Raw genomic sequence first — 19,847 nt, 5'->3', positions numbered from 1 at the left:
TCCCAGCCGAAACCCGCGGAACTGTGCAAAACCGCGGCAGGCCCCCGGCACGGGCCACGGTTGACCGCACAGTAGTATCCGCCACCGTGCGCCACCCGCCCCGCCTGCCACGTTGCCAAGATCCGGATTTTCGGGCACCCTCTGCACGCGCGCCGCACCCGGGCCCCTTGTGCACCGGCAAGCCGCGACCGTGAAAGGAGACGACGCCGAAGTGGACAGCGCCAAGATCGCCCTGGCCGGTGAACTCTCACTCGGGCTGCTCGACGGGGACGAGCGGCGCGATGCCCTGCGCGCGCTCGACACCGATCCCGAGATGCGCAGCCTCCTGCACAGCTGGAACGAACATTTCGTCTGGCTTTACGAACGCGACAGCAGCGCCGACGTGCCGCCGCCGGCGCGCGTGCTTGCGGGGATCGAGGCGCGGCTCTTTGCCGAACCCGCCGTTCCCTCGCCCTGGGCCCGCGCGCTCGCCGCGCTGCGTGCCCCCGAGAACCGCGATGTCGTGATCCTCGTCGCCATGGCCAAGCTCGCGCTGCTGGCCTGGCTGCTCTACCTCTTCCTCTGAGGCGTCACTCGGCCGCGACGGCCCCGCCGTCCAGCACCCGGCCGATGTAGGGCACGATCATCAGCGTCGCCGCCACCGTCGACACCAGCGCGACCCCCATCAGGCCAAGACTGCCGCCGAACTCGCCCCGCGCCACCGCATAGGCCGCGATGGCGACCAGCGGAACGTGCAGCAAGAGCGCGCAGACGACCTGCGCGCGACGCTTCTGGTTGTACGTGGTCATACGTGTACTCCGCGCATCATTCACCCCACCGTTGCACCCAGCATCTCATCCACCCTTTCAAATCGCAAGGGTCTGGGCGGCATCCGGCCCCGCGCTGAGCCCTTCGCGGCGCGGCGGGCGGTCCGCCTCAACCCCAGTATTCCGCCTTCAGCTTCCGCTTCACCAGCTTGCCCGTGGGCGTGCGCGGCAGCTCGTCCCGGAAATCCACGCTGCGCGGCACCTTGATGTGCGACAGCCGTTCCCGGCACCAGCCGATCAGCGCCGCCTCGGTTTCCGGGCACGGCCGGGCATGCGGTTCCAGCCGGACGACCGCCTTGACCTCCTCGCCCATCTCCTCGTTCGGGACGCCGAATACCGCCACGTCGGCCACGTCCGGGTGGCAGATCAGCAGGTCCTCGGTCTCCTGCGGGTAGATATTCACCCCGCCCGAGATGATCGTGTAGGCGGCCCGGTCGGTCAGGAACAGGAACCCCTCGTCATTGACATAGCCCACGTCGCCCAGCGTCGAACAGCCCGGGCGGAGGAAGCTCTTCGCCGTCTTCTCGGGATCGCCGCGATACTCGAACGGCAGCCCGCTGTCGAAGTAGATCGCGCCCACCTCGCCCACGGGCAGGGCGCCGCCGTCCTCGTCCACCACGACGATGGGTCCCAGCATCGACTTGCCCACCGTGCCCGGAAACCGCTGCCAGTCGGCCGAGGTGGCGATGGTCACGCCGTTGCCCTCGGACCCGGCGTAGTACTCGATCAGGATCGGCCCCCACCAGTCGATCATCTGCGCCTTGATCTGCGGCGGGCATGGCGCGGCGGCGTGATAGGCCACCTGCAAAGACGACAGGTCGTACTTTGCCCGCACGTCCGCGGGCAGCTTCAGCATCCGCACGAACATCGTCGGCACCAGCTGGGTGTGGGTGATCGCATGGGCCTCGATCAGCCGCAGCATGCCCTCGGCGTCGAACTTCTCCATGATCACCACGGTCCCGCCCAGCATCAGCGCAGTCATCGTGTAGCGCAGCGGCGCCGCGTGGTAGAGCGGCGCGGGCGAGAGATAGACCGTCCCCTCGCCCATCCCGCCCATCGTTTCGCAGAGCAGCCGCAGCAGCGGATGGATGCTGTCGATCGGCTTTTCCTCGAAGGCGCGCAGGATGCCCTTGGGCCGCCCCGTCGTGCCCGACGAATACAGCAGGTCGGACCCGTCCGCCTCGTCCGCGATCGGCGTCTCGGGGAACGCGGCGGCAAACGCCCGCCAGTCGCGCGCCTCGGCCTCGGCCTCGCCGCTGACAAAGATGCGCACGCCCGGACAGGCGGCCTCGATCGCGTCGAGGTGATGCTGGAACCGATCCGAGATCACCAGCACCTTCGCCCCGCAATTCCCGACGATATAGGCGATCTCCTCGGGCGTCAGGTGGTGGCTGATCGCGGTGTAGAAGACGCCCGCCCGCTGCGCCGCCCAGCAGAGCGTGACGAAATCCAGCCGGTTCTCGAACAGCAGCGCGAGGTTGCCGCCCTTCTCGACCCCGAGCGCGCGCAGCGCGTGGGCCTCGCGGTTGGCGATCCGTTCCAGCGCGCCGTAGGTCAGCACCTCGCCCGATCCCGCCATGCGGTAGGCGATCTTGTCCGGCGTCTTCTGCGCATAGCCCCTGGGATGTTCCATGCTCTCCTCCCTCGCATCGTGCCGCGGGGCCCGGCCGTCCTCCACGACCCGGCCCCATTTGTCAGTGGCCGCCGCCGGTCATGCCTCGACCACCTCGGCCAGCCGGGCGCGCAATTCGTGCTTCAGCACCTTGCCCGCGGGCGACAGCGGCAGCGCCTCGACCAGGGTCAGGCTCCGCGGCGCCTTGTAGCCCGCGATCCAGTCCCGGCAGTGCGCGCGCACCTCGTCCAGCGTCGGCGCCATCCCCTCGGCGGGGACGACAAAGGCATGCACCCGTTCGCCCCAGTCGGGGTCCTTCGCCGCCACCACCGCGCAGGCCGCGACGGCGGGCATCTTCGACAGCGCTTCCTCGACCTCGGCGGAATAGACGTTCTCGCCGCCCGACACGATCATGTCCTTCACCCGGTCGACGATGTGCAGGTAGCCGCCCGCATCCATGAACCCCGCGTCGCCGGTAAAGAGCCACCCGCCCTCGCGCACCGCCGCCGTCTCCTCGGGGCGGTTCCAGTAGCCCAGCATGATCTGCGGCCCCATCACCGCGATCTCGCCAACCTGCCCGACCGGCAGGTCGCGCCGCGCCGCGTCCACGATCCGCACCGTCGCGGTCGAGATCGGTCGCCCGGCCGAGGTCAGGCGGTCCCCGGCCCCGGGGCCAAGGTGATCCTTCGGCGGCAGGCAGGTCACGACGGGCGAAAACTCGGTCTGGCCGTAAAGCTGGGTGAAGCCCGCCGTCGGGATCGCCGTCATCGCGCGCGCCAGCAGCGTGGTGTCGATCGGCGCCGCGCCGTAGCGGATGCTCACCAGGCTCGACAGGTCACGGGTGGCGATGTCGGGATGGTCCAGCAGCCAGCGCAGCATGGTCGGCACCACGAAAAGGTCGCCGATCCGCTCGGCCTCGATCAGGCGCAGCGTCTCGCCGGGATCGAAGGCCGGGGTGATCACCTGCGCCGCGCGTCGGAACGCGAACTGGAAAATCGTGCCGACCCCGCCGATGTGAAAGAACGGCGCGACGTGCAGCCCCGGTGCGTCGCCGCCGTGCCCGCCCGCCGCGCTCACGGCCAGCGCGCCGGTCGCGATGTTGGCATGGCTCAGCATCACGCCCTTGGGCCGCCCAGTCGTCCCGCCGGTGTAGAGCAGCGCGGCCCAGTCGTCGCCCGACCGCATCGCATCCTCGACCGGCCGGGCGCTGGCGATCAGCGCCTCGTACTCCAGCCCCCCGGTCGGCGCGGCCCCGTCACCCGCATGGATCACATGCGTCAGGTTCGGCGCGAGGCCGCGCAACTCCGCCACCAGGGAGGCGAAGCTCTCGTCCACGATCAGCACCCGCGTCTGGCTGTCCTCGAGAGAGAAGGCCATCTCGCGCGGTGCCCACCGGGTGTTCACCGGGTTGATCACGCCCCCCGCCCAGAGGGTCGCGAACACGTATTCGACGTAGCGGTCCGAATTTGGCGACAGCATTGCCACCCGGTCCCCCGGCCCCACGCCAAGCGCGCGCAGGGCGCCGGCCAGCCGGGCCACCCGGTCGACGAACGCGACATTGCTCCGCCGCCGGTCGCCGAACACGGTAAAGGTGTCGCCCGGCCGCTCACGCGGCGCCTTGTGCAGGGGCTGGGTGAGCGACAGGCCGGTCATCAGTTGCGCTGCCGGTCGTCGAGGCCGAGGCCCCGGCCGATGATCTCGCGCATGATCTCCGAGGTGCCGGCGTAGATCCGGCTGATCCTCGCATCGCTGTAGAGGCGGCTGATCTCGTATTCGTCCATGTAGCCGTTGCCGCCGTGCAGCTGCAGGCATTCATCGACCACCCGGCCCTCGACCTCGGAGGTGTAGAGCTTCACCTCCGCCGCCATCTCGGCCGACAGCGCGCCTTCGAGATGCTCCTGCACGCAATGGTCCGTCAGCGCCCAGGCGGCGTCGAGCTCCGTGCGCATCGAGGCCATCTTGAACCGCGAATTCTGGAACGTCCCGACCGCCCGGCCAAAGGCGCGGCGGTCCATGATGTAGTCCATCGTGATGCCAAAGGCGTATTCCGCCCGCGCCATGAAGCCCGCCGCCCCGATCAGGCGCTCCTCGGCGAGGTTCTTCATCATGATCTTGAAGCCCATCCGCGGGTCGCCCAGCACGTTGGCCTTGGGCACCTTCACATCGTCAAAGAACAGCTCGGCGGTGTCCTGGCTGGGCAGCCCCATCTTCTTGAGGTTCCGCCCCCGCGACAGCCCCTCGGCGTCGCCCTCGACCAGGAACAGCCCGATCTCGTGGCTGGCCTCGGGGTTGGTGCGCGCGGCAACGATGATGAGGCCCGCAAGGAAGCCGTTGGAAATGAACGTCTTCGACCCGTTCAGGACCCAGTGGTCCCCCTGCTCGACCGCTCGCGTCTTGATCCCCGCCAGGTCCGATCCCGTGCCCGGTTCGGTCATCGCGATGGCCAGGATCGTCTCGCCCGAGACGATGCCGGGCATGTAGCGGTCCTGCTGGTCGGCATTGGCGACATGCTGCATGTAGGGCCCGGCGATGCGGTTGTGCAGACCCAGGAAGAACCCCGGCTCCTTCGCGCCCAGTTCCTCGTTCAGGATCATGTCATAGCGGAAATCCTGCACGCCCAGGCCGCCGTACTTCTCGTCGGCATACATGCAGAGGAACCCCTGCGCCCCGGCGCTGCGCCAGATGTCACGGCTCACGCTGCCCGCCTCGCGCCAGGCCTCCGACTGCGGAAACACCTCGGCCTCCGCCCAGGCCCGCACAGACTTGCGGAAAATCTCGTGTTCCTCGTCGTAAATCCGGCGTCGCAGCATCCATGCCTCCTGTGGAAAGGCGGGGCGGCACCGTGCCGCCCCGCGGTTGTCGTCACTTGATGGTGTTGACCAGCACCCAGGACCCGTCCTGGATCTTGGAGACAAAGACCTCGTCCGCCCCCGCGTGATCCTCGGCCGAGAAGGTCACGGTGTTGCCCGCCACCTTGTCCTCGTAGTTCAGGCTCTCCATCGCCTTGATGAAGCTCTCGTGCGTCAGGTCGGGGCCTGCCGCCTTCAGCGCCTCGACCATGATGCGCGCACCCGCGTGACCCAGAAGCGCGCCGGTGCCGGGATAGTCCTCGCCGGTTGCTTCCTTGTAGGAGGCGACGAATTCCTGCACCTCCGGATCACCCATCCGCGCCTCGAGGTCCTGCCAGCCGGCGCCGGCATAGACGCCGTCCATCACGCCCTGCTGGGCCAGGCCCTTGGCGACCACGGTGTGGAAGCCCGCGCCCGACAGCATGATCTTCTGATCCATCCCGAGCTTCCGCGCGGTGGCGATCGCGTTGATCATCTGGGACACGCCAAGCGCCATGCCGATCGTGTCGCAGCCCGAATCCTTCACCTTGCCGAGCGCGCCGGTGAAGTCGCTCTCGTCCGGCTTGTGCGAGATCTCGGCGCCCAGTTCGATCTTGCCGTCCTCGGCCAGCTTGTGGACCGCGGCCTCGATCTCCTTGCCGAAGTCGGTGGGCAGCAGCATCAGGCAGACCTTCTTGGTGCCCTCGCCCTCGATCATCGCCTCGGTGGTGGCCAGGATCGCGTCGTAGTAGCTCGACGTGCCCGCGAACTTCCACGGCTCGAACGGCTCGATCATCTGCCGCGCGGCGGTGATCGGGCTGACGTTCGGGATGCCCTTCGGCCCCATCAGCTGGAACATCGCGATGTTGTGCGGCGTGCCGAGGTTCAGCAGCATCGCAAAGACTTCGTCACGGTTGATCAGCTTGTTGGCCGCCTGTGCCGCCTTGGGCACCTGGTAGCCGTGATCCTCGACGATATAGGTGATCTTGCGGCCGTTGATGCCGCCCTCGTCGTTGACCTTCTTGAAATAGGCGTTGGCGGCGGCCACGGCCGGAACCGAGAACGGCGCGAAGATCCCCGAGAGGTCGTGCGCGCCCCCCAGCTTGATCTCCGTGTCCGTCACGCCGGGGGTCTGGGCCCATGCGGGCCCGGCCAGCGCCAGTGCCGCCGAGGCGGCCAGTGCCTTGATATGTCGCATTCTCTTCCTCCCTGGTTTGCCCGCGCGATCCTCCGCGCGCGGGTCAGTACATTTCGTCGATCAGCGCGGCATGGCGCTGGTTCACGAAATTCCGCTTCAGCTTCATCGTCGGCGTCAGCTCCTCGTCCTCCGCCGTCAGCAATATGTCGATGAGCCGGAAATCCTTGATCTGCTCGACCTGGGCGAAATCGCGGTTGGTGTCGCGCACCACCTGCCCGATCAGCTCGCGCACCTCCGGCGCCCGGGTGAGCGACGCAAAGTCCGAGAAGTGGATCTGCCGTGACTGGGCAAAGTTCTCCACGTTCTCCTGGTCGATCATCACCAGGCAGGTCAGGTATTTCCGCTTGTCGCCGATCACCACCGCGTCCGAGATGTAGGGGCTGAACTTCAGCCGGCTCTCGATCTCGGCGGGGGTGATGTTCTTGCCTCCCGCGGTGATGATGATGTCCTTCATCCGCCCGGTGATCGTCAGGCAGCCGCGGTTGTCGATCCGGCCGACATCGCCGGTGCGCAGCCAGCCGTCCTCGGTCATCGTCTCGCGGGTCTTGTCGGGCTTGTTCCAGTAGCCGCCGAAGACCAGCGGCCCGCCGACCTGGATCTCGCCCTCGGGCGAGATCCGCAGGCCCACCCCCGGCAGTGCCGGGCCGACCGTGCCAATCCGGTTCTCGGCCACCGTGTTGATGGTGGCGACGCCCGCCGTCTCGGTCATGCCGAAGCCCTCGATCAGCGGCACGCCGAGGCCCGCGAACCAGCGGATCAGCTCGGGCGAGATCGGTGCCGCGCCCGAGGTCACCCGCCGCGCACGGCTGAGGCCCACCATCCGGCGCAGGTTCGACAGCACCAGCAGGTCCGCCGCCCAGTGCTGCAGCTTCAGCCAGCCGCCGACCGGTTTCTCGTCCTCCTGCCGCTCCGCGACCTTCAGCCCGGTCGCCAGCGCCCAGTCGAACGCCTTGCCACCCAGCCACCCGGCCTCGGACCGCAGGATCATCACGCGGGAATGGATCTTCTCCCAGATCCGCGGCACGCCGGAAAAGCTGTTGGGGCTCACCTCCTGCAGGTTCTCGAACACCGTCTCGGGGCTCTCGGCAAAGTTCACCGTGCAGCCATGCCCGATCGGCACCTCGACCGAGATCAGCCGCTCCAGCACGTGGCAGAGCGGCAGGAAGCACAAAAGCTCGTCGGTCTCGTAGAACTCCAGCATGTCCTTGCCCGCCTCGAGCTGGAACATGATGTTGCGGTGCGTCACCATCGCGCCCTTCGGCGGCCCCGTGGTCCCCGAGGTATAGATCAGCATCCGCGGATCCTCGGGCTTCACCCGCTCCAGCGCCTCTTCGAAACGGGTCGGGTTGCCCTCCCCCTCGGCCCGGCCCAGCGCCAGCAACTCGTCGAGGAACATCACCTGCGGGTCCGAGAACGTGGCCAGCCCGTCGCGGTCGAACACCACGACCTTCTCGATCCCCGGCATCGCGCCCCGCGCCTCCAGGAACTTGTCGAGCTGTTCGTCATTCTCGACGAACAGCACCCGCGCCCCGCTGTCCTGCGCCAGGTAGGCCAGCTGCGTTGGGCTGTCGGTGGTGTAGACCCCGGTCGGGATCGCCCCGATCCCCGCCGCGCCCAGATCGCAGTACAGCCACTCGCGCCGGTCCTCGGACAGGATCAGCACCGGCTCGCCCTTCTCGACGCCCAGCGCCATCAGCGCCAGCCCGATGGTTCTTGCGCCCTCGTAGTACGCGGCCCAGGAATACTCCTGCCAGACGCCCAGCTCCTTCTCGCGGTGCGCCGCCCGGTCGCCGTGCATCTCGCACCGCCGCTTCCAGAGCTTGACCACCGTGTCGCAGCCATCCTTCACGATGGGCCCGGTGTCGAAACGGCTCATCTCCATGTCTTGCGCCTCTTCCAGCGTTTCTGACCGCGCTGCGTCTCTCCCGACTTGCCGAGGTAGAACTCCTGGATGTCGGGCGAATTGCGCAGCATCTCGGCCGCCCCTGCCATCACGATCCGCCCGGTCTCAAGCACGTAGCCCTTGTGCGCGGTGGCCAGCGCAATGTGCGCGTTCTGTTCGACCACCAGCATCGTCACCCCCTGCTCGGCATTGAGCCGGGCGATGATGCCGAAAATCTCCTGCGTCAGCAGCGGCGACAGGCCCAGGCTCGGCTCGTCCAGTAGCATCAGCTTCGGCCGCGCCATCAGCCCCCGCCCGATGGCCAGCATCTGCTGCTGCCCGCCCGACAGGAACCCCGCTGCCTGCTTGCGACGCTCCTTGAGGATCGGGAAGTAGTCATAGACCAGCTCCAGATCGCCCCCGATCGCATCGCGCCGGGTGAATGCGCCCAGCTTCAGGTTCTCCTCGATCGTGAGATACGGGAACACCTCCCGCCCCTCGGGCACCAACGCGAGCCCCTTCTTGACGATCCGGTCCGGGTCCAGCCCGTCGATCCGCTCGCCCATCAGGGTCACCGACCCCTTCTCCGGGTCCATCAACCCGCAGATCGTCTTCATCAGCGTCGTCTTCCCCGCGCCGTTCGCGCCGAGGATGGTGACGATCTCGCCCTCTGCCACATCGATGCTCACCCCCCGCAGCGCCATGATCGCGCCGTAGAAGGTCTCGACGTTCCGAACCGCCAGCACGCTCATGCCGCGTCCTCCGTCGTGGTGCCCAGGTAGGCCGCCTGCACCTCGGGGTCGGCCTGCACCTCGGCCGGCGTCCCCTGCGCCAGCGGGCGGCCGTTCGCCACCGCCAGCACCCGGTCGGCCACCGCCGTCACCAGCCCCATGTCATGCTCCACCATCAGCACGGTCAGCCCCATGTCGCGGCGCATGTCCTCGATCCAGAACGCCACCTCCTGGCTTTCCTCGACCGACAGGCCCGACGCCGGTTCGTCCAGCAGGATCAGCTTCGGCCCCAGTGCCAGCGCGCGACCGATCTCGACCACCTTCCGGACGCCATAGGGCAGCCCGGCGATCATCTTGTTGCGGTAGGCCTCGAGCTCCAGGAACTCGATCACCTCCTCGACCTGCCTGCGGTGCGCGCGCTCCTCGGCGCGGACCTTGGGCAGGAACAGGATGTCCTGGACGAAGTTGGTCCGCCGGTGCGTGTGCCGCCCCATCAGCAGGTTCTGGAGCACCGTCGAATGATCGAAGAGCTCGATGTTCTGGAACGTCCGGGCGATCCCCAGCGGCGCGATCTCGTGCGCCTTGAGGTCGGAGATGTCCTGCCCGTCGAACTGGATCCGCCCCCGGGTCAGCGGGTAGATCCGGCTGATCAGGTTGAAGATCGTCGATTTGCCCGCGCCGTTCGGCCCGATGATCGCAAAGACCTCTCCGGCCTCGACGCTGAACGACACCCCGTCCACCGCCTTCACCCCGCCGAAATGCACGGCGATGTCGTCCACCTGCAGCAGGCTCATCGCATCCGCTCCGTCTTGAGGTAGGATTTCTGCCGCCGGAACATGTCCTTGCGGGCCAGCGGAAAAAGCTCCCACCAGGTGCGGATCTTCAGCCAGCGTCCGTAGAGCCCGGTCGGCTCGTAGATGATGAACCCGATCAGGACGAGCGAGAAGATCATCGTGTCGAGCCCCGGTATCCCGCCCAGGTCCACGCCGAGCGAGGCGTTGGCCCAGTCCCGCGTGATCGCGATGGCCTGCGGCACGGCGGTGATCAGGATCGCCCCCAGGAACGCGCCCTGGATGAAGCCCAGCCCGCCGATGGTCACCACCAGCAGCAGGTTGATCGAGATGAAGATCGAGAAGAGCTCGTAGTTGAAGAAGCCGATGTAATGGCCCATCAGCGCCCCCGCCAATCCCGTCACCCCGGACGAGAGGCCAAAGGCCAGCGCCCGGGTCCGCGTCACGTTGATGCCGAGCGCACGGGCCGAAACCTCGCTGTCGCGCACCGCCAGGAACGACCGGCCCGTGGGCGAACGCATCAGGTTCGCGTAGCCCCAGGTGACGATCACGACGACGGCCAGGATCAGCCAGTAGAGGTTCGGCAGCGCCGCGTAGCGGTCGAAGTTGATGCCGAGGATGGTGATCGAGGGGGCAAAGATGCCGCCCACCCCGCCGGTGATAGGCTCGAGCATGATCACCAGTTCCTCGACGATCACGAACACGGCGAGCGTCGCGATGGCCAGGTAGATGCCCGACATCCGGACCGCCGGGATCGCGATCAGCGCCCCGAAGAGCCCCGCCGCCAGCCCCGCCACCGGAAAGGCGATCACGAACGGCACGCCCGCCGTCATCAGCGCGGCATCGGTATAGGCCCCGATCGCCAGGAACGCGGCATGGCCCAGGCTGACCTGCCCGGTGTGCCCCACCAGCACCATCAGCCCCATGCCGGCCAGCGACCAGATCAGTGTGTTCGCGGCCTCGGCCAGGTAGTATTCGCCGACCAGGAACGGCAGCGCGACCATGATCGCCAGCAGCGCCAGGTAGGCGCCCCGCTTGCCCCAGTGCTCGTGAATGTCGATGTCCTTGTCGTAGGACGTCTTGAAGACGATCCGCATGGCCTCAGACCTTCTTCATCTGGATTTGGCTGAACAGCCCGCCGGGCCGCGTCACCAGCACCACCAGCATGATGATGTAGGGCGACATCGTCGCCACCTCGCCCGGGGCATAGCGCCCGGCGATCGGCTCGACGATCCCGATCAGAAGCCCGCCCAGCAGCGCGCCGGGCAGCGATCCCATGCCGCCGATCACCGCCGCCGCAAAGGCCTTGATGCCCAAGAGCCCGATGTTCGGATCGATCGCCCCCTTGGTGGCATAGAGCACACCCGCCACGGTCGCGACCACGCCCGATAGCCCCCAGATGAAGCCGTTCAGCCGCATCACCGGAACGCCGACGATATAGGCCGCCATCTGGTTCTGCGACGCCGCCTGCGCGGCCAGCCCGACCCGGGTGTAGGCAAAGAACGCCCAGAGCAACCCGGTCAACACCGCGGTGACGAGGATCGTCACCAGGTCCGCCGCGCCCAGCACCACGCCACCTATGTGAAAATTGACGCCCGAGAACGGGGTCTCCAGCACCAGCGGCGTGTAGCCCCAGATCGACCCGGCGGCAAAGCGCAGGACGAAGCCCAGCGCGATCGTCAGGATCACCAGCGCGAACTGCGGCTGGCCGAAGATCTGGCGGACGAACACCCGCTCGATCCCCCAGCCGACCCCGAACATGCTGGCCATTGCGGCCGGTACGGCCAGGAAGAACGCCCAGCCCATTTGGTCTGAATTTCCAAAGCCCAGCGCAAGAAACGCGCCTAGCATCATCATGTCGCCCTGGGCGAAGTTGACGCCTTCGCTGGCCTTGTAGATCAGCACGAACCCGAGCGCGACAAGCCCGTAGATACAGCCGTTGGCGATGCCGCCAAACAGCAGTTGCAGAAGCTCCATGAACCTCTCCCTTCGCGCGGCCTGAACCCGCGCGCCTCCCTGGTTTCAACGTCCGGGCCGCCTCCTCCTGACCGCCGTGAACGCTGTTGACACGATTTAAACACTCGTGTTCAATTTCGGTCAACACATATTTCGGACCCTTCCCCGCAGCCCATGAACAGCGCCTCGCTCCGCATCCATCACGCCGCCATGCGCATCTTCGCCGAGACCGGCGGGACGGCCATCGCCGTGAGCGAGTTGGCGAAAGAGGCGGGGCTGTCGCGGGGCACGATCTACAACAACCTCGACAGCCCGGCCGAGCTTTTCGATTCCGTCTGCAACCTGATGGCCGAGGAATTCCTGCAATCCGTGCGCGACAGCTTCGGCACCGAAACCGATCCCGCCCAGCGCATCTCGAACGCGATCCGGCTCTGTGTCCGGCGGGTGCACGAGGAACCGCACTGGGGCCGCTTCATCGCCCGTTACGCGATGATGGAACCGCGGCTCGGCGCCTTCTGGGGGAGGGTGCCGGCCGAAGAGCTGCAGCGCGGGCTGAACGACAACCGCTTCGACATCCGCCGCGACCAGATCCCCACGATCTGCGCGGTGATGGGCGGCGCCACCTTCGGCGCCATGACCCTGGTGCTGAACGGGCATCGAACATGGCGCGAGGCCGGCAGCGACACCGCCGAAACCATGCTCCGCGCCGTCGGGCTGGAACGGCGCGAGGCGCGCCGCCTGGCCCAGACCGAATTCGAGCCCCTGCCCCGCATGGCGCTCTTCGACGCGGCCTGAGGAGGTTAACGGACCGCGCCGAAAATACTGACGTGATACCGACGCAATACCGACGTGATACCGACGTCGAAATCCGGGAGGAAACCCATGGCCGAAGCCGCCTACATCTACGACGCCATCCGCACGCCGCGCTCCAAGGGCAAGGCGGACGGCACCCTGCACGAGGTGAAACCGATCGACCTCGTCACCACGCTTCTCGATGAAATGCAGACCCGCCACGACCTCGACACCGCCCGTGTCGATGACGTCATGCTGGGCTGCGTGGCCCCCGTCATGGAACAGGGCGCGGTACTGCCCAAGATCGCGCTGCAAAAGGCGGGCTGGTCCGACACCGTGCCCGGCGCGCAGGTAAACCGCTTTTGCGCCAGTGGGTTGGACACCTTCAACACGGCCGCCGCCAAGGTCGCGTCGGGCTGGGAAGACCTTGTCTGCGCAGGGGGGTACGAGTTCGATGTCCCGCGTTCCGATGGGCGCCGACGGCGGCCCCTTCTCCGAGGATCCGGCGACCGCGATCCAGACCGGCTTCGTGCCCCAGGGCATCGGCGCCGACCTGATCGCCACGATCGAGGGCTGGTCCCGCGACGACGTCGACGCCTTTGCGCTGGAAAGCCAGAAGCGCGCCGCGCATGCCCGCGACTCCGGCTGGTTCGACCGCTCGGTGGTCCCCGTCCGCGACGAAAACGAAATCGTCATCCTCGAGCGCGACGATTTCATCAAGCCCGACACCGACATGCAGAAGCTGGGCGCGCTCAAGGCCTCCTTCGCCGGCCCCGGCGCCATGGGCTTCGACACCGTCGCCCTCGCCCGCTACCCCGAGGTCGAGCGCATCAACCACGTCCACACCCCCGGCAATTCCAGCGGGATCGTGGACGGCGCCTCGCTGGTGATGGTCGGCAACGAACGGGTCGGCAAGGACCTCGGGCTCACGCCCCGTGGCCGGGTGCTCGCCATCGCGCTGACGGCGACAGACCCGACCATCATGCTGACCGGCCCCGGGCCGGCCTCGGAAAAGGCGCTGGCCAAGGCCGGGCTGACCATCGACGACATCGACCTGGTCGAGATCAACGAGGCTTTTGCCAGTGTCGCCCTTAGGTTGCAGCGCGATCTTGATGTACCGGATGAAAAGCTGAACGTGGTCGGCGGTGCCATCGCCATGGGCCATCCGCTGGGCGCGACGGGCGGTTGCCTCGTCTCGACCATGCTCGACGAGCTCGAGCGCCGCAACCAGAAACGCGCGCTGATCTGCATGTGCGTCGGCGGCGGCATGGGCATCGCCTCGATCATCGAACGCGTCTGAGAGGGAGGGCAGACAAGTGACCGATTTCATTTACGAAAAAGATGCCGACGGCATCGTCACCGTGACCATGGACATGGCCGGCCAGTCGGCGAACACGATGAACTCCCGCTTCGTGCCCGGCATGCAGGACGTGATCGCGAAACTGCGCGCCGAGGACAAGTTGACAGGTGTCATCTTTGCCTCGGCCAAGAAGACCTTCTTCGCCGGTGGCGACCTGCACGACATCCTCGCCACCACCAAGGCCGATGCCGAGACCTTCGCCTATATCGAGGCGAACAAGGCGGTCTACCGCGATCTCGAAAGGCTGCCCGTCCCGGTCGTTGCCGCAATCAACGGCGCGGCCCTGGGCGGCGGCTACGAACTCTGCCTCGCCTGCAACCACCGCATCGTCGCGGACGACCCCAAGGCCGTCGTCGGCCTGCCCGAGGTGACGCTGGGCCTCCTGCCCGGTGCCGGCGGCGTGGTGCGGCTGACCAAGCTGCTCGGCCTCGAAAAGGCGCTGCCCTACCTGCTTGAGGGCAAGCAGGCCAAACCGCAGGCCGCGCTGGCCGAGGGCATGGTGGACGAGGTCGTCGCCAAGGACGGGCTGATCCCCGCCGCCAAGGCCTGGATCAAGGCCAACCCCGAGGCGCACACCCAGCCCTGGGACCAGAAGGGCTTCCGCTATCCCGGCGGCGACATCCTCACCCCGCGCATCCGGCAGATGGTGCAGGTCAGCTCCGCCATGCTGTTCCAGAAGACCCGTGGCCTGCTGCCCGCGCCGGAAAAGATCCTCGACATCGCCGTCAACTCGATGCGCATCGACTATGACGCCGCGCTGCGGATGGAAAGCCGGGGCATCGTCGCACTGATGACCACACCCGAATGCAAGGCCGCGATCAGCACCTTCTTCTTCGGCATGCAGGCGATCAAGTCGGGCAAGGTCCGTCCCGAGGGCCCGCAGTGGCAGGCCAGCGCCGCCGCCGTCCTTGGCGCCGGCATGATGGGATCGGGCATCGCCTATGCCCATGCCAAGGCCGGGCTGACCACCGCCCTCAAGGACACCGAGATGGCCAGGGCCGAAAAGGGCAAGGGCTATTCCGAGGCGCTCTGCGACAAAGCGATCAAGCGCGGCCGGATGGGCGAGGAAGCCAAGACCGCGCTCCTCGACAAGATCACGCCGGTCACCGACGACGCGGCCTTCCACGGCGCCGACATCATCGTCGAGGCGGTGTTCGAGGACATCGACCTCAAGGAAAAGGTCATCCCCGAAACCTGGAAACAGCTGGCCGACGACGGCATCTACGGGTCAAACACCTCGACCCTGCCGATCTCGATCCTGGCCGAAAGCTGCCCCGACCCGACCCGCTTCATCGGGCTGCATTTCTTCAGCCCCGTCGACAAGATGAAGGTGGTCGAGATCATCATGGGCGAGAAGACGTCAGAAGAGACGCTGCGCAAGGCCTACGACTACGTCCAGCAGATCGGCTACATGCCCATCGTGGTGAACAACTCTCGCGGCTTCTTCACCTCGCGCGTCTTTGGCACCTTCATGGACGAGGGCCTGCAACTGCTGCAGGACGGGATGAAGCCCGCCGCCATCGAACGCGCGGCTTGGAGTGCGGGCATGCCGGTCGGCCCCCTTGCCGTCTTCGACGAGGTGTCGCTGGTCCTCAGCCAGAAGGTCCGCAAGACGCACGAGGCGCTCGACAAGCGGCTCGGGCAGAGCTCGGACTTCGGCCACCACAACACGGCCACGGCGGCGATCACCGATCCGATGATCGAGCAGGGCCGCGGCGGGCGTCACTACGGCGGCGGCTTCTACGACTATGCCTCGGACGGGACGAAATCGCTCTGGCCGGGCCTGTCGCAGTTCGCCCGTGGCAATGCGACGATCACCCAGCAGGACGCCATCGACCGCATCCTCTACCGCCAGGCGATCGAGACCCTGCGCTGCCTCGACGAAGGCGTGCTGAACACCGAGGTCGAGGCGAACCTGGGCGGCATCTTCGCCATCGGCTTCCCGGCCCACACCGGCGGCGCGATCCAATACATCCGTGGCATCGGCGTGGACGCCTTCATCGCCCGTGCTAAGGAACTGGCCGAAACCTATGGCGACCGGTTCGCCATTCCCGACCGCGCCTTCGACAGGCTGCGTGAAAGCGAGGCCAAGGCGGCATGAGCGGACCACTGACCGGCCTTCGGGTCGTGGAAATGGCGGGGATCGGCCCCGCCCCCCTGGCCGGCCAGTTCCTGGCCGACCTCGGGGCCGAGGTGACGCTGATCGCCCGCAAGTCGGGCCAGGCGAACCCCGCCGATATCAACAACCGCGGCAAGCGGTCGGTCGCGCTGAACCTCAAGCACCCCGAGGGGGTCGCCGCGGCGATGGCGCTGATCTCCGGCGCGGACGTGCTGATCGAAGGCTTCCGCCCCGGCGTGATGGAGCGCATGGGGCTGGGGCCCGAGGACTGCGCGGCGCGGAACCCGGGGCTGGTCTATGGCCGGATGACCGGCTGGGGCCAGGACGGGCCGATGGCCCAGATGGCCGGACATGACATCAATTACCTCGGGTTGACCGGCTTTCTTCATGCGATCGGCAAGGCGGACGACGTGCCGACCCCGCCGCTCAACATCGGCGCGGATTACGCGGGCGGGACGATGTTCCTGCTCTTCGGCATCATGGCCGCGCTCTACGAGCGGCAGACCTCGGGCAGGGGCCAGGTGATCGACGCGGCGATGGTCGACGGCGCCTCGGCCCTGATGGCGCTGGTGCATTCGATGATCGCCATGGGCAGCTGGGGCGAAACGCGGGAGAGCAACATGCTCGACGGCGGCGCGCCGCATTACCGCACCTACGAATGCGCCGACGGAAAGTTCATCGCCCTTGGTCCGCTCGAACCGCAGTTCTTTGCCGAGATGATCGCCCGTGCCGGGATCCCGGACACGCAGCGCGCCGACCAGACCGACAGGGCGAAATGGCCCGGTCGGAGGGAGGATTACGCCGCGATCTTCAAGCAGAAGACGCGCGACGAATGGACCGCGATCTTTGACGGCACCGACGCCTGCGCGACGCCCGTCCTGACCTGGAGCGAGGCGCCCGATCACCCGCACCTCGCCGCGCGGCAGACCTTCGTGGCCCCCGGCGGCGTCACCCAGGCCGCCCCGGCGCCGCGCTTCAGCCGCACCGCCCCCGGCCCGCTCCGCCCGCCCGCCGCCCCCGGCGGCGACACCGAGGTCGCGCTCAGGGGCGCGGGCTACGACGATGCAACCCTCGCCCGGCTCAAGGCCGACGGCGTCCTGACCTGAGGAGGCCCCCATGTCCGATGTGGTCACCATCACCCGCGACGGCCCCGTCGCGCACATCACGCTCAACCGTCCCGAGGCGTTCAACGCCTTCAACACCGCGCTGCGCAACGGGCTCAAGGCCGCCGTGGCCGAGGTCGATTACGACGATGCGATCCGCGTGGTCGTGATCTCGGGCGCGGGCCGCGGCTTCTGCGCCGGTGCGGACCTCAAGGAAGGCGTCGGCGGCTCGCCCACCAACATGATGATCGACCAGGAATACCGCCCCTTCCTGTCCGCGATCGCCCGCTCGCCCAAGATCTGGATTGCACAGGTGCACGGTTCTGCCGCCGGGATCGGCGCGGCTCTGGCGCTGACCTGCGACATGATGACGATGGCCGAAGATGCCAGCATCTACATGGCCTTCGCCGCGATTTCTCTGGTGCCGGACGGCGGCGCCTGCTGGCACCTTCTGCGCGGCATGGGCTATCGCCGGGCGCTGCAGACCATCGTCGAGGGGCGGCACATCCCGGCCGCGCAGGCGGTCGAACTGGGGCTGGCGAACAGTGCCCATGCGCCCGATGCGCTGGCCGATGAAACTGCCGCCTGGGCGGCCCGGATCGCGGCGGGCGCGCCGCTGGCCGCTGCGGCGGCGAAACGGCTGCTGCGCGGCATGGACGCGATGAGCCTCGAAGACGCGATTTCCGCCGAGGGGGTCGAACAGGCCCGCCTCGTCCGCTCGAAGGACGCCCGCGAAGGCGTTGCCGCCTTTGTGGAAAAGCGCAAGGCGGTCTTCACCGGCACCTGACGTGGCGCGGCGCCCCGCGGGGCACCGCCGCCTGTGTCAGATCGGCTCCCACGTGAAAACGTCGCCCGAACGGTCGAGGCCGTAGTAGCTCCCGCTCAGCGCGGGCAGCGCGGTCTCGGCCACCGCCTGCGCGGTCCAGCCGTCCGACATCTGCACCGACCGGATCGGGCGGGACTGCGACATCAGGAAGATCTCGTTCATCCGCACGGCAAAGATCTGCCCCGTCGTCCCCGCCCCGGCATCCGAGGTCAGCGCGGTCGCCAGCGGCGCGATCTTGGCGGGCGTGGACTGCTTGGCCTTCTCGATCCGCTTGGCGTCGGCCTCCGAATTGATCGGGATCGTCCCCACCAGCCGCGACCACGCGAAGGGCGCGATGCAGTTCGAGCGCACGTTGTAGCGCGACATGTCCAGCGCGATGGATTTCGACAGCCCGACGATGCCCATCTTGGCGGCCGAGTAGTTCGCCTGCCCGAAGTTTCCGATCAGCCCCGAGGTCGAGGTGAAGTGGATGAAACACCCCTTCTCCTTCTCGCGAAAGATCGGCGCAGCGGCATGGGCCATGTAGAACGACCCGTTGAGGTGCACGTCGATCACCGCGTGCCAGTCCTCGATCGTCAGCTTGTGAAAGATCACGTCGCGCAGGATGCCCGCGTTGTTCACCACGCAGTCAAGCCCGCCCCAGGTGTCCATCGCCTGTTCGACCATCGCCTTGGCGTCGTCCGGCACCGCGACCGAGCCGAAGTTCGCCTCGGCCTCGCCGCCCGCCGCGCGGATCTCGCGCACCACGTCGGCGGCCGGGCCCTTGTCCTCGGACCCCGCCTCACCGTCCGGGCTGCCGCCGGGATCGTTCACGATCACCCTTGCACCCTGCCCCGCCATCATCAGCGCCATGTCGCGCCCGATCCCCCGGCCCGCGCCGGTGATGATGACGACCTTGCCGTCGAGCATCCTGTCTTCGCTCATCCGCTTCTCCTCCGTCGCGGTCCCTTGCCGCCCCTCGGCGTGGTCGATTGCCAAGCCCGGCGACTCGGGTTACACGTTATGTGTTATAACACCGAGCGCAAGCCGAAGGAGCGGCGCGCGCTCACCGGCACGGCAGAGGAGGAGACGCGGGATGACGGCAAATGGAGGTGCCTCTCCCGCGGCTGCCGACCAGATCAACCCGGGCCCCGCCTGGGCACGTCCCATCGTCAAGGAAAGCCTGGCCGATGTCGCCTTCCGCACCCTGCGCGAGGCACTGATGGAGGGGCACCTCAAGCCCGGCGAGGCCCTGCACCTGCGGCCGATGTCGCAGCAGTTCGGCATCTCGGTCACCCCGATGCGCGAGGCGCTGCTGCGGCTGGTGTCGGCCGGGGCACTTATGATGGACGACCGCGGCACCGTCACGGTGCCCGCCTTCACCCGGTCCCAGGTGCAGGAGATCTGGGGCATCCGCGCCGAGCTCGAAGGCTATGCCGCCGCCGAGGCCGCAAGCCGCATCACCGCGGGCGAGATCGCCGAACTGAAGGCGCTGAACAACGGCATCGTCGCCTCGGTCAAGGCGCGCGACTTCTCGGGCGCGGTGCGGGGCAACACCCGGTTTCACATCGCGCTGGCCGCCGCGTCGGGCCAGCCGATCCTGGTCGAGATGATCGAGGGGCTCTGGGTCCGCACCGGCCCGCTGCTGTGGTATTCCTACGATCGCGAGGCGCCGCGCTGGACCCCGTCCAAGCACCTGACGATCATCGAGGCGCTCGAGGCGCGCGATGCCGCCGCCGCCCGCCGCGACATCGCGGCCGAGATCATCACGGGCATGCAGGGCTTCATGAAATTCGCCGAGCCGGATCCCGATCCACCGCCAGGCACATAGCAACCCCGGACACACGATAAGGAGGAGATCGTG

The 19,847-nt window shown here is 67.7% G+C and carries 17 protein-coding genes and 1 pseudogene; 7 read left to right on the top strand and 11 right to left on the bottom strand.

Annotated features, from left to right (window positions below; genetic code table 11):
• The first annotated feature begins 190 nt into the window (after positions 1–190).
• A complete protein-coding gene (locus tag ACE2AC_RS00410) occupies positions 191–565 on the top strand; it encodes a hypothetical protein (protein WP_375690156.1) in 375 nt (124 codons plus the stop codon).
• A 4-nt stretch (positions 566–569) separates the two neighbouring features.
• Here ACE2AC_RS00410 and ACE2AC_RS00405 read toward each other — a convergent pair whose 3' ends face one another.
• The 10 genes from ACE2AC_RS00405 to ACE2AC_RS00360 form a co-directional block, all read right to left on the bottom strand.
• A complete protein-coding gene (locus tag ACE2AC_RS00405; RefSeq protein ID WP_375690154.1) occupies positions 570–788 on the bottom strand; it encodes a hypothetical protein in 219 nt (72 codons plus the stop codon).
• Between the two features lie 127 nt (positions 789–915).
• Positions 916–2,439, bottom strand: a complete 1,524-nt coding sequence (locus ACE2AC_RS00400) for an acyl-CoA synthetase (protein WP_375690152.1) — start codon at positions 2,437–2,439, stop codon at positions 916–918.
• A 78-nt stretch (positions 2,440–2,517) separates the two neighbouring features.
• Positions 2,518–4,071, bottom strand: coding sequence for a long-chain-fatty-acid--CoA ligase (locus ACE2AC_RS00395; RefSeq protein ID WP_375690150.1), 1,554 nt, complete (start codon positions 4,069–4,071; stop codon positions 2,518–2,520).
• On the bottom strand, positions 4,071–5,228 hold the full coding sequence (locus ACE2AC_RS00390; RefSeq protein ID WP_375690148.1) for an acyl-CoA dehydrogenase family protein: 1,158 nt from the start codon (positions 5,226–5,228) through the stop codon (positions 4,071–4,073). The genes ACE2AC_RS00395 and ACE2AC_RS00390 overlap by 1 nt, the downstream gene beginning before the upstream one ends.
• Before the next feature lie 52 nt (positions 5,229–5,280).
• Positions 5,281–6,444 (bottom strand): ABC transporter substrate-binding protein, encoded by a 1,164-nt coding sequence (locus ACE2AC_RS00385; protein WP_375690145.1) that lies wholly within the window; start codon positions 6,442–6,444, stop codon positions 5,281–5,283.
• Between the two features lie 43 nt (positions 6,445–6,487).
• Positions 6,488–8,320: an AMP-dependent synthetase/ligase gene (locus ACE2AC_RS00380; protein ID WP_375690143.1), complete on the bottom strand. Its 1,833-nt coding sequence runs from the start codon at positions 8,318–8,320 to the stop codon at positions 6,488–6,490.
• A complete protein-coding gene (locus ACE2AC_RS00375; RefSeq protein ID WP_375690141.1) occupies positions 8,317–9,078 on the bottom strand; it encodes an ABC transporter ATP-binding protein in 762 nt (253 codons plus the stop codon). The genes ACE2AC_RS00380 and ACE2AC_RS00375 overlap by 4 nt, the downstream gene beginning before the upstream one ends.
• On the bottom strand, positions 9,075–9,851 hold the full coding sequence (locus ACE2AC_RS00370) for an ABC transporter ATP-binding protein (RefSeq protein WP_375690139.1): 777 nt from the start codon (positions 9,849–9,851) through the stop codon (positions 9,075–9,077). Before ACE2AC_RS00370 ends, ACE2AC_RS00375 begins: the two co-directional genes overlap by 4 nt.
• Positions 9,848–10,945 carry a branched-chain amino acid ABC transporter permease gene (locus ACE2AC_RS00365; RefSeq protein WP_375690137.1) on the bottom strand — a complete coding sequence of 366 codons (1,098 nt, stop codon included), beginning with the start codon at positions 10,943–10,945 and terminating at the stop codon, positions 9,848–9,850. Before ACE2AC_RS00365 ends, ACE2AC_RS00370 begins: the two co-directional genes overlap by 4 nt.
• Positions 10,946–10,949: 4 nt before the next feature.
• Positions 10,950–11,825 (bottom strand): branched-chain amino acid ABC transporter permease, encoded by an 876-nt coding sequence (locus tag ACE2AC_RS00360; protein ID WP_375690135.1) that lies wholly within the window; start codon positions 11,823–11,825, stop codon positions 10,950–10,952.
• A gap of 153 nt (positions 11,826–11,978) precedes the next feature.
• On the opposite strand from ACE2AC_RS00360, the gene ACE2AC_RS00355 reads away from it, so the two are divergent.
• From ACE2AC_RS00355 to ACE2AC_RS00335, 5 genes and pseudogenes are all read left to right on the top strand, one after another.
• On the top strand, positions 11,979–12,599 hold the full coding sequence (locus tag ACE2AC_RS00355; RefSeq protein WP_375690133.1) for a TetR/AcrR family transcriptional regulator: 621 nt from the start codon (positions 11,979–11,981) through the stop codon (positions 12,597–12,599).
• 87 nt (positions 12,600–12,686) lie between these two features.
• Positions 12,687–13,896 (top strand): annotated as a pseudogene (locus ACE2AC_RS00350) (acetyl-CoA C-acetyltransferase).
• Between the two features lie 16 nt (positions 13,897–13,912).
• Complete coding sequence (locus tag ACE2AC_RS00345; protein ID WP_375690131.1) at positions 13,913–16,057, top strand: 3-hydroxyacyl-CoA dehydrogenase NAD-binding domain-containing protein; 2,145 nt, start codon at positions 13,913–13,915, stop codon at positions 16,055–16,057.
• Complete coding sequence (locus ACE2AC_RS00340; protein WP_375690129.1) at positions 16,054–17,181, top strand: CaiB/BaiF CoA transferase family protein; 1,128 nt, start codon at positions 16,054–16,056, stop codon at positions 17,179–17,181. Before ACE2AC_RS00345 ends, ACE2AC_RS00340 begins: the two co-directional genes overlap by 4 nt.
• Before the next feature lie 10 nt (positions 17,182–17,191).
• A complete protein-coding gene (locus ACE2AC_RS00335) occupies positions 17,192–17,965 on the top strand; it encodes an enoyl-CoA hydratase/isomerase family protein (RefSeq protein WP_375690127.1) in 774 nt (257 codons plus the stop codon).
• Positions 17,966–18,001: 36 nt separating this feature from the next.
• Here ACE2AC_RS00335 and ACE2AC_RS00330 read toward each other — a convergent pair whose 3' ends face one another.
• Positions 18,002–18,928, bottom strand: a complete 927-nt coding sequence (locus ACE2AC_RS00330) for an SDR family NAD(P)-dependent oxidoreductase (protein WP_375690125.1) — start codon at positions 18,926–18,928, stop codon at positions 18,002–18,004.
• Positions 18,929–19,079: 151 nt separating this feature from the next.
• Here ACE2AC_RS00330 and ACE2AC_RS00325 point away from each other — a divergent pair, with 151 nt between their 5' ends.
• Positions 19,080–19,814 (top strand): GntR family transcriptional regulator, encoded by a 735-nt coding sequence (locus ACE2AC_RS00325; RefSeq protein ID WP_375690123.1) that lies wholly within the window; start codon positions 19,080–19,082, stop codon positions 19,812–19,814.
• The last annotated feature ends 33 nt before the right edge of the window (positions 19,815–19,847 follow it).

This window comes from Pseudooceanicola sp. LIPI14-2-Ac024 (assembly GCF_042188925.1).
In the GTDB taxonomy this organism is placed as follows: Bacteria; Pseudomonadota; Alphaproteobacteria; order Rhodobacterales; family Rhodobacteraceae; genus Pseudooceanicola.
The sequence above is the reverse complement of the archived record's forward strand: the minus strand, read 5'-3'. Positions and strand labels throughout refer to the sequence as shown.

Coding starts and splice junctions, on each gene's coding strand:
- ACE2AC_RS00405 (WP_375690154.1), bottom strand. CDS start 788: ATGACCACGTACAACCAGAAGCGTCGCGCGCAGGTCGTCTGCGCGCTC.
- ACE2AC_RS00400 (WP_375690152.1), bottom strand. CDS start 2,439: ATGGAACATCCCAGGGGCTATGCGCAGAAGACGCCGGACAAGATCGCC.
- ACE2AC_RS00395 (WP_375690150.1), bottom strand. CDS start 4,071: ATGACCGGCCTGTCGCTCACCCAGCCCCTGCACAAGGCGCCGCGTGAG.
- ACE2AC_RS00390 (WP_375690148.1), bottom strand. CDS start 5,228: ATGCTGCGACGCCGGATTTACGACGAGGAACACGAGATTTTCCGCAAG.
- ACE2AC_RS00385 (WP_375690145.1), bottom strand. CDS start 6,444: ATGCGACATATCAAGGCACTGGCCGCCTCGGCGGCACTGGCGCTGGCC.
- ACE2AC_RS00380 (WP_375690143.1), bottom strand. CDS start 8,320: ATGAGCCGTTTCGACACCGGGCCCATCGTGAAGGATGGCTGCGACACG.
- ACE2AC_RS00375 (WP_375690141.1), bottom strand. CDS start 9,078: ATGAGCGTGCTGGCGGTTCGGAACGTCGAGACCTTCTACGGCGCGATC.
- ACE2AC_RS00370 (WP_375690139.1), bottom strand. CDS start 9,851: ATGAGCCTGCTGCAGGTGGACGACATCGCCGTGCATTTCGGCGGGGTG.
- ACE2AC_RS00365 (WP_375690137.1), bottom strand. CDS start 10,945: ATGCGGATCGTCTTCAAGACGTCCTACGACAAGGACATCGACATTCAC.
- ACE2AC_RS00360 (WP_375690135.1), bottom strand. CDS start 11,825: ATGGAGCTTCTGCAACTGCTGTTTGGCGGCATCGCCAACGGCTGTATC.
- ACE2AC_RS00355 (WP_375690133.1), top strand. CDS start 11,979: ATGAACAGCGCCTCGCTCCGCATCCATCACGCCGCCATGCGCATCTTC.
- ACE2AC_RS00340 (WP_375690129.1), top strand. CDS start 16,054: ATGAGCGGACCACTGACCGGCCTTCGGGTCGTGGAAATGGCGGGGATC.
- ACE2AC_RS00335 (WP_375690127.1), top strand. CDS start 17,192: ATGTCCGATGTGGTCACCATCACCCGCGACGGCCCCGTCGCGCACATC.
- ACE2AC_RS00330 (WP_375690125.1), bottom strand. CDS start 18,928: ATGAGCGAAGACAGGATGCTCGACGGCAAGGTCGTCATCATCACCGGC.
- ACE2AC_RS00325 (WP_375690123.1), top strand. CDS start 19,080: ATGACGGCAAATGGAGGTGCCTCTCCCGCGGCTGCCGACCAGATCAAC.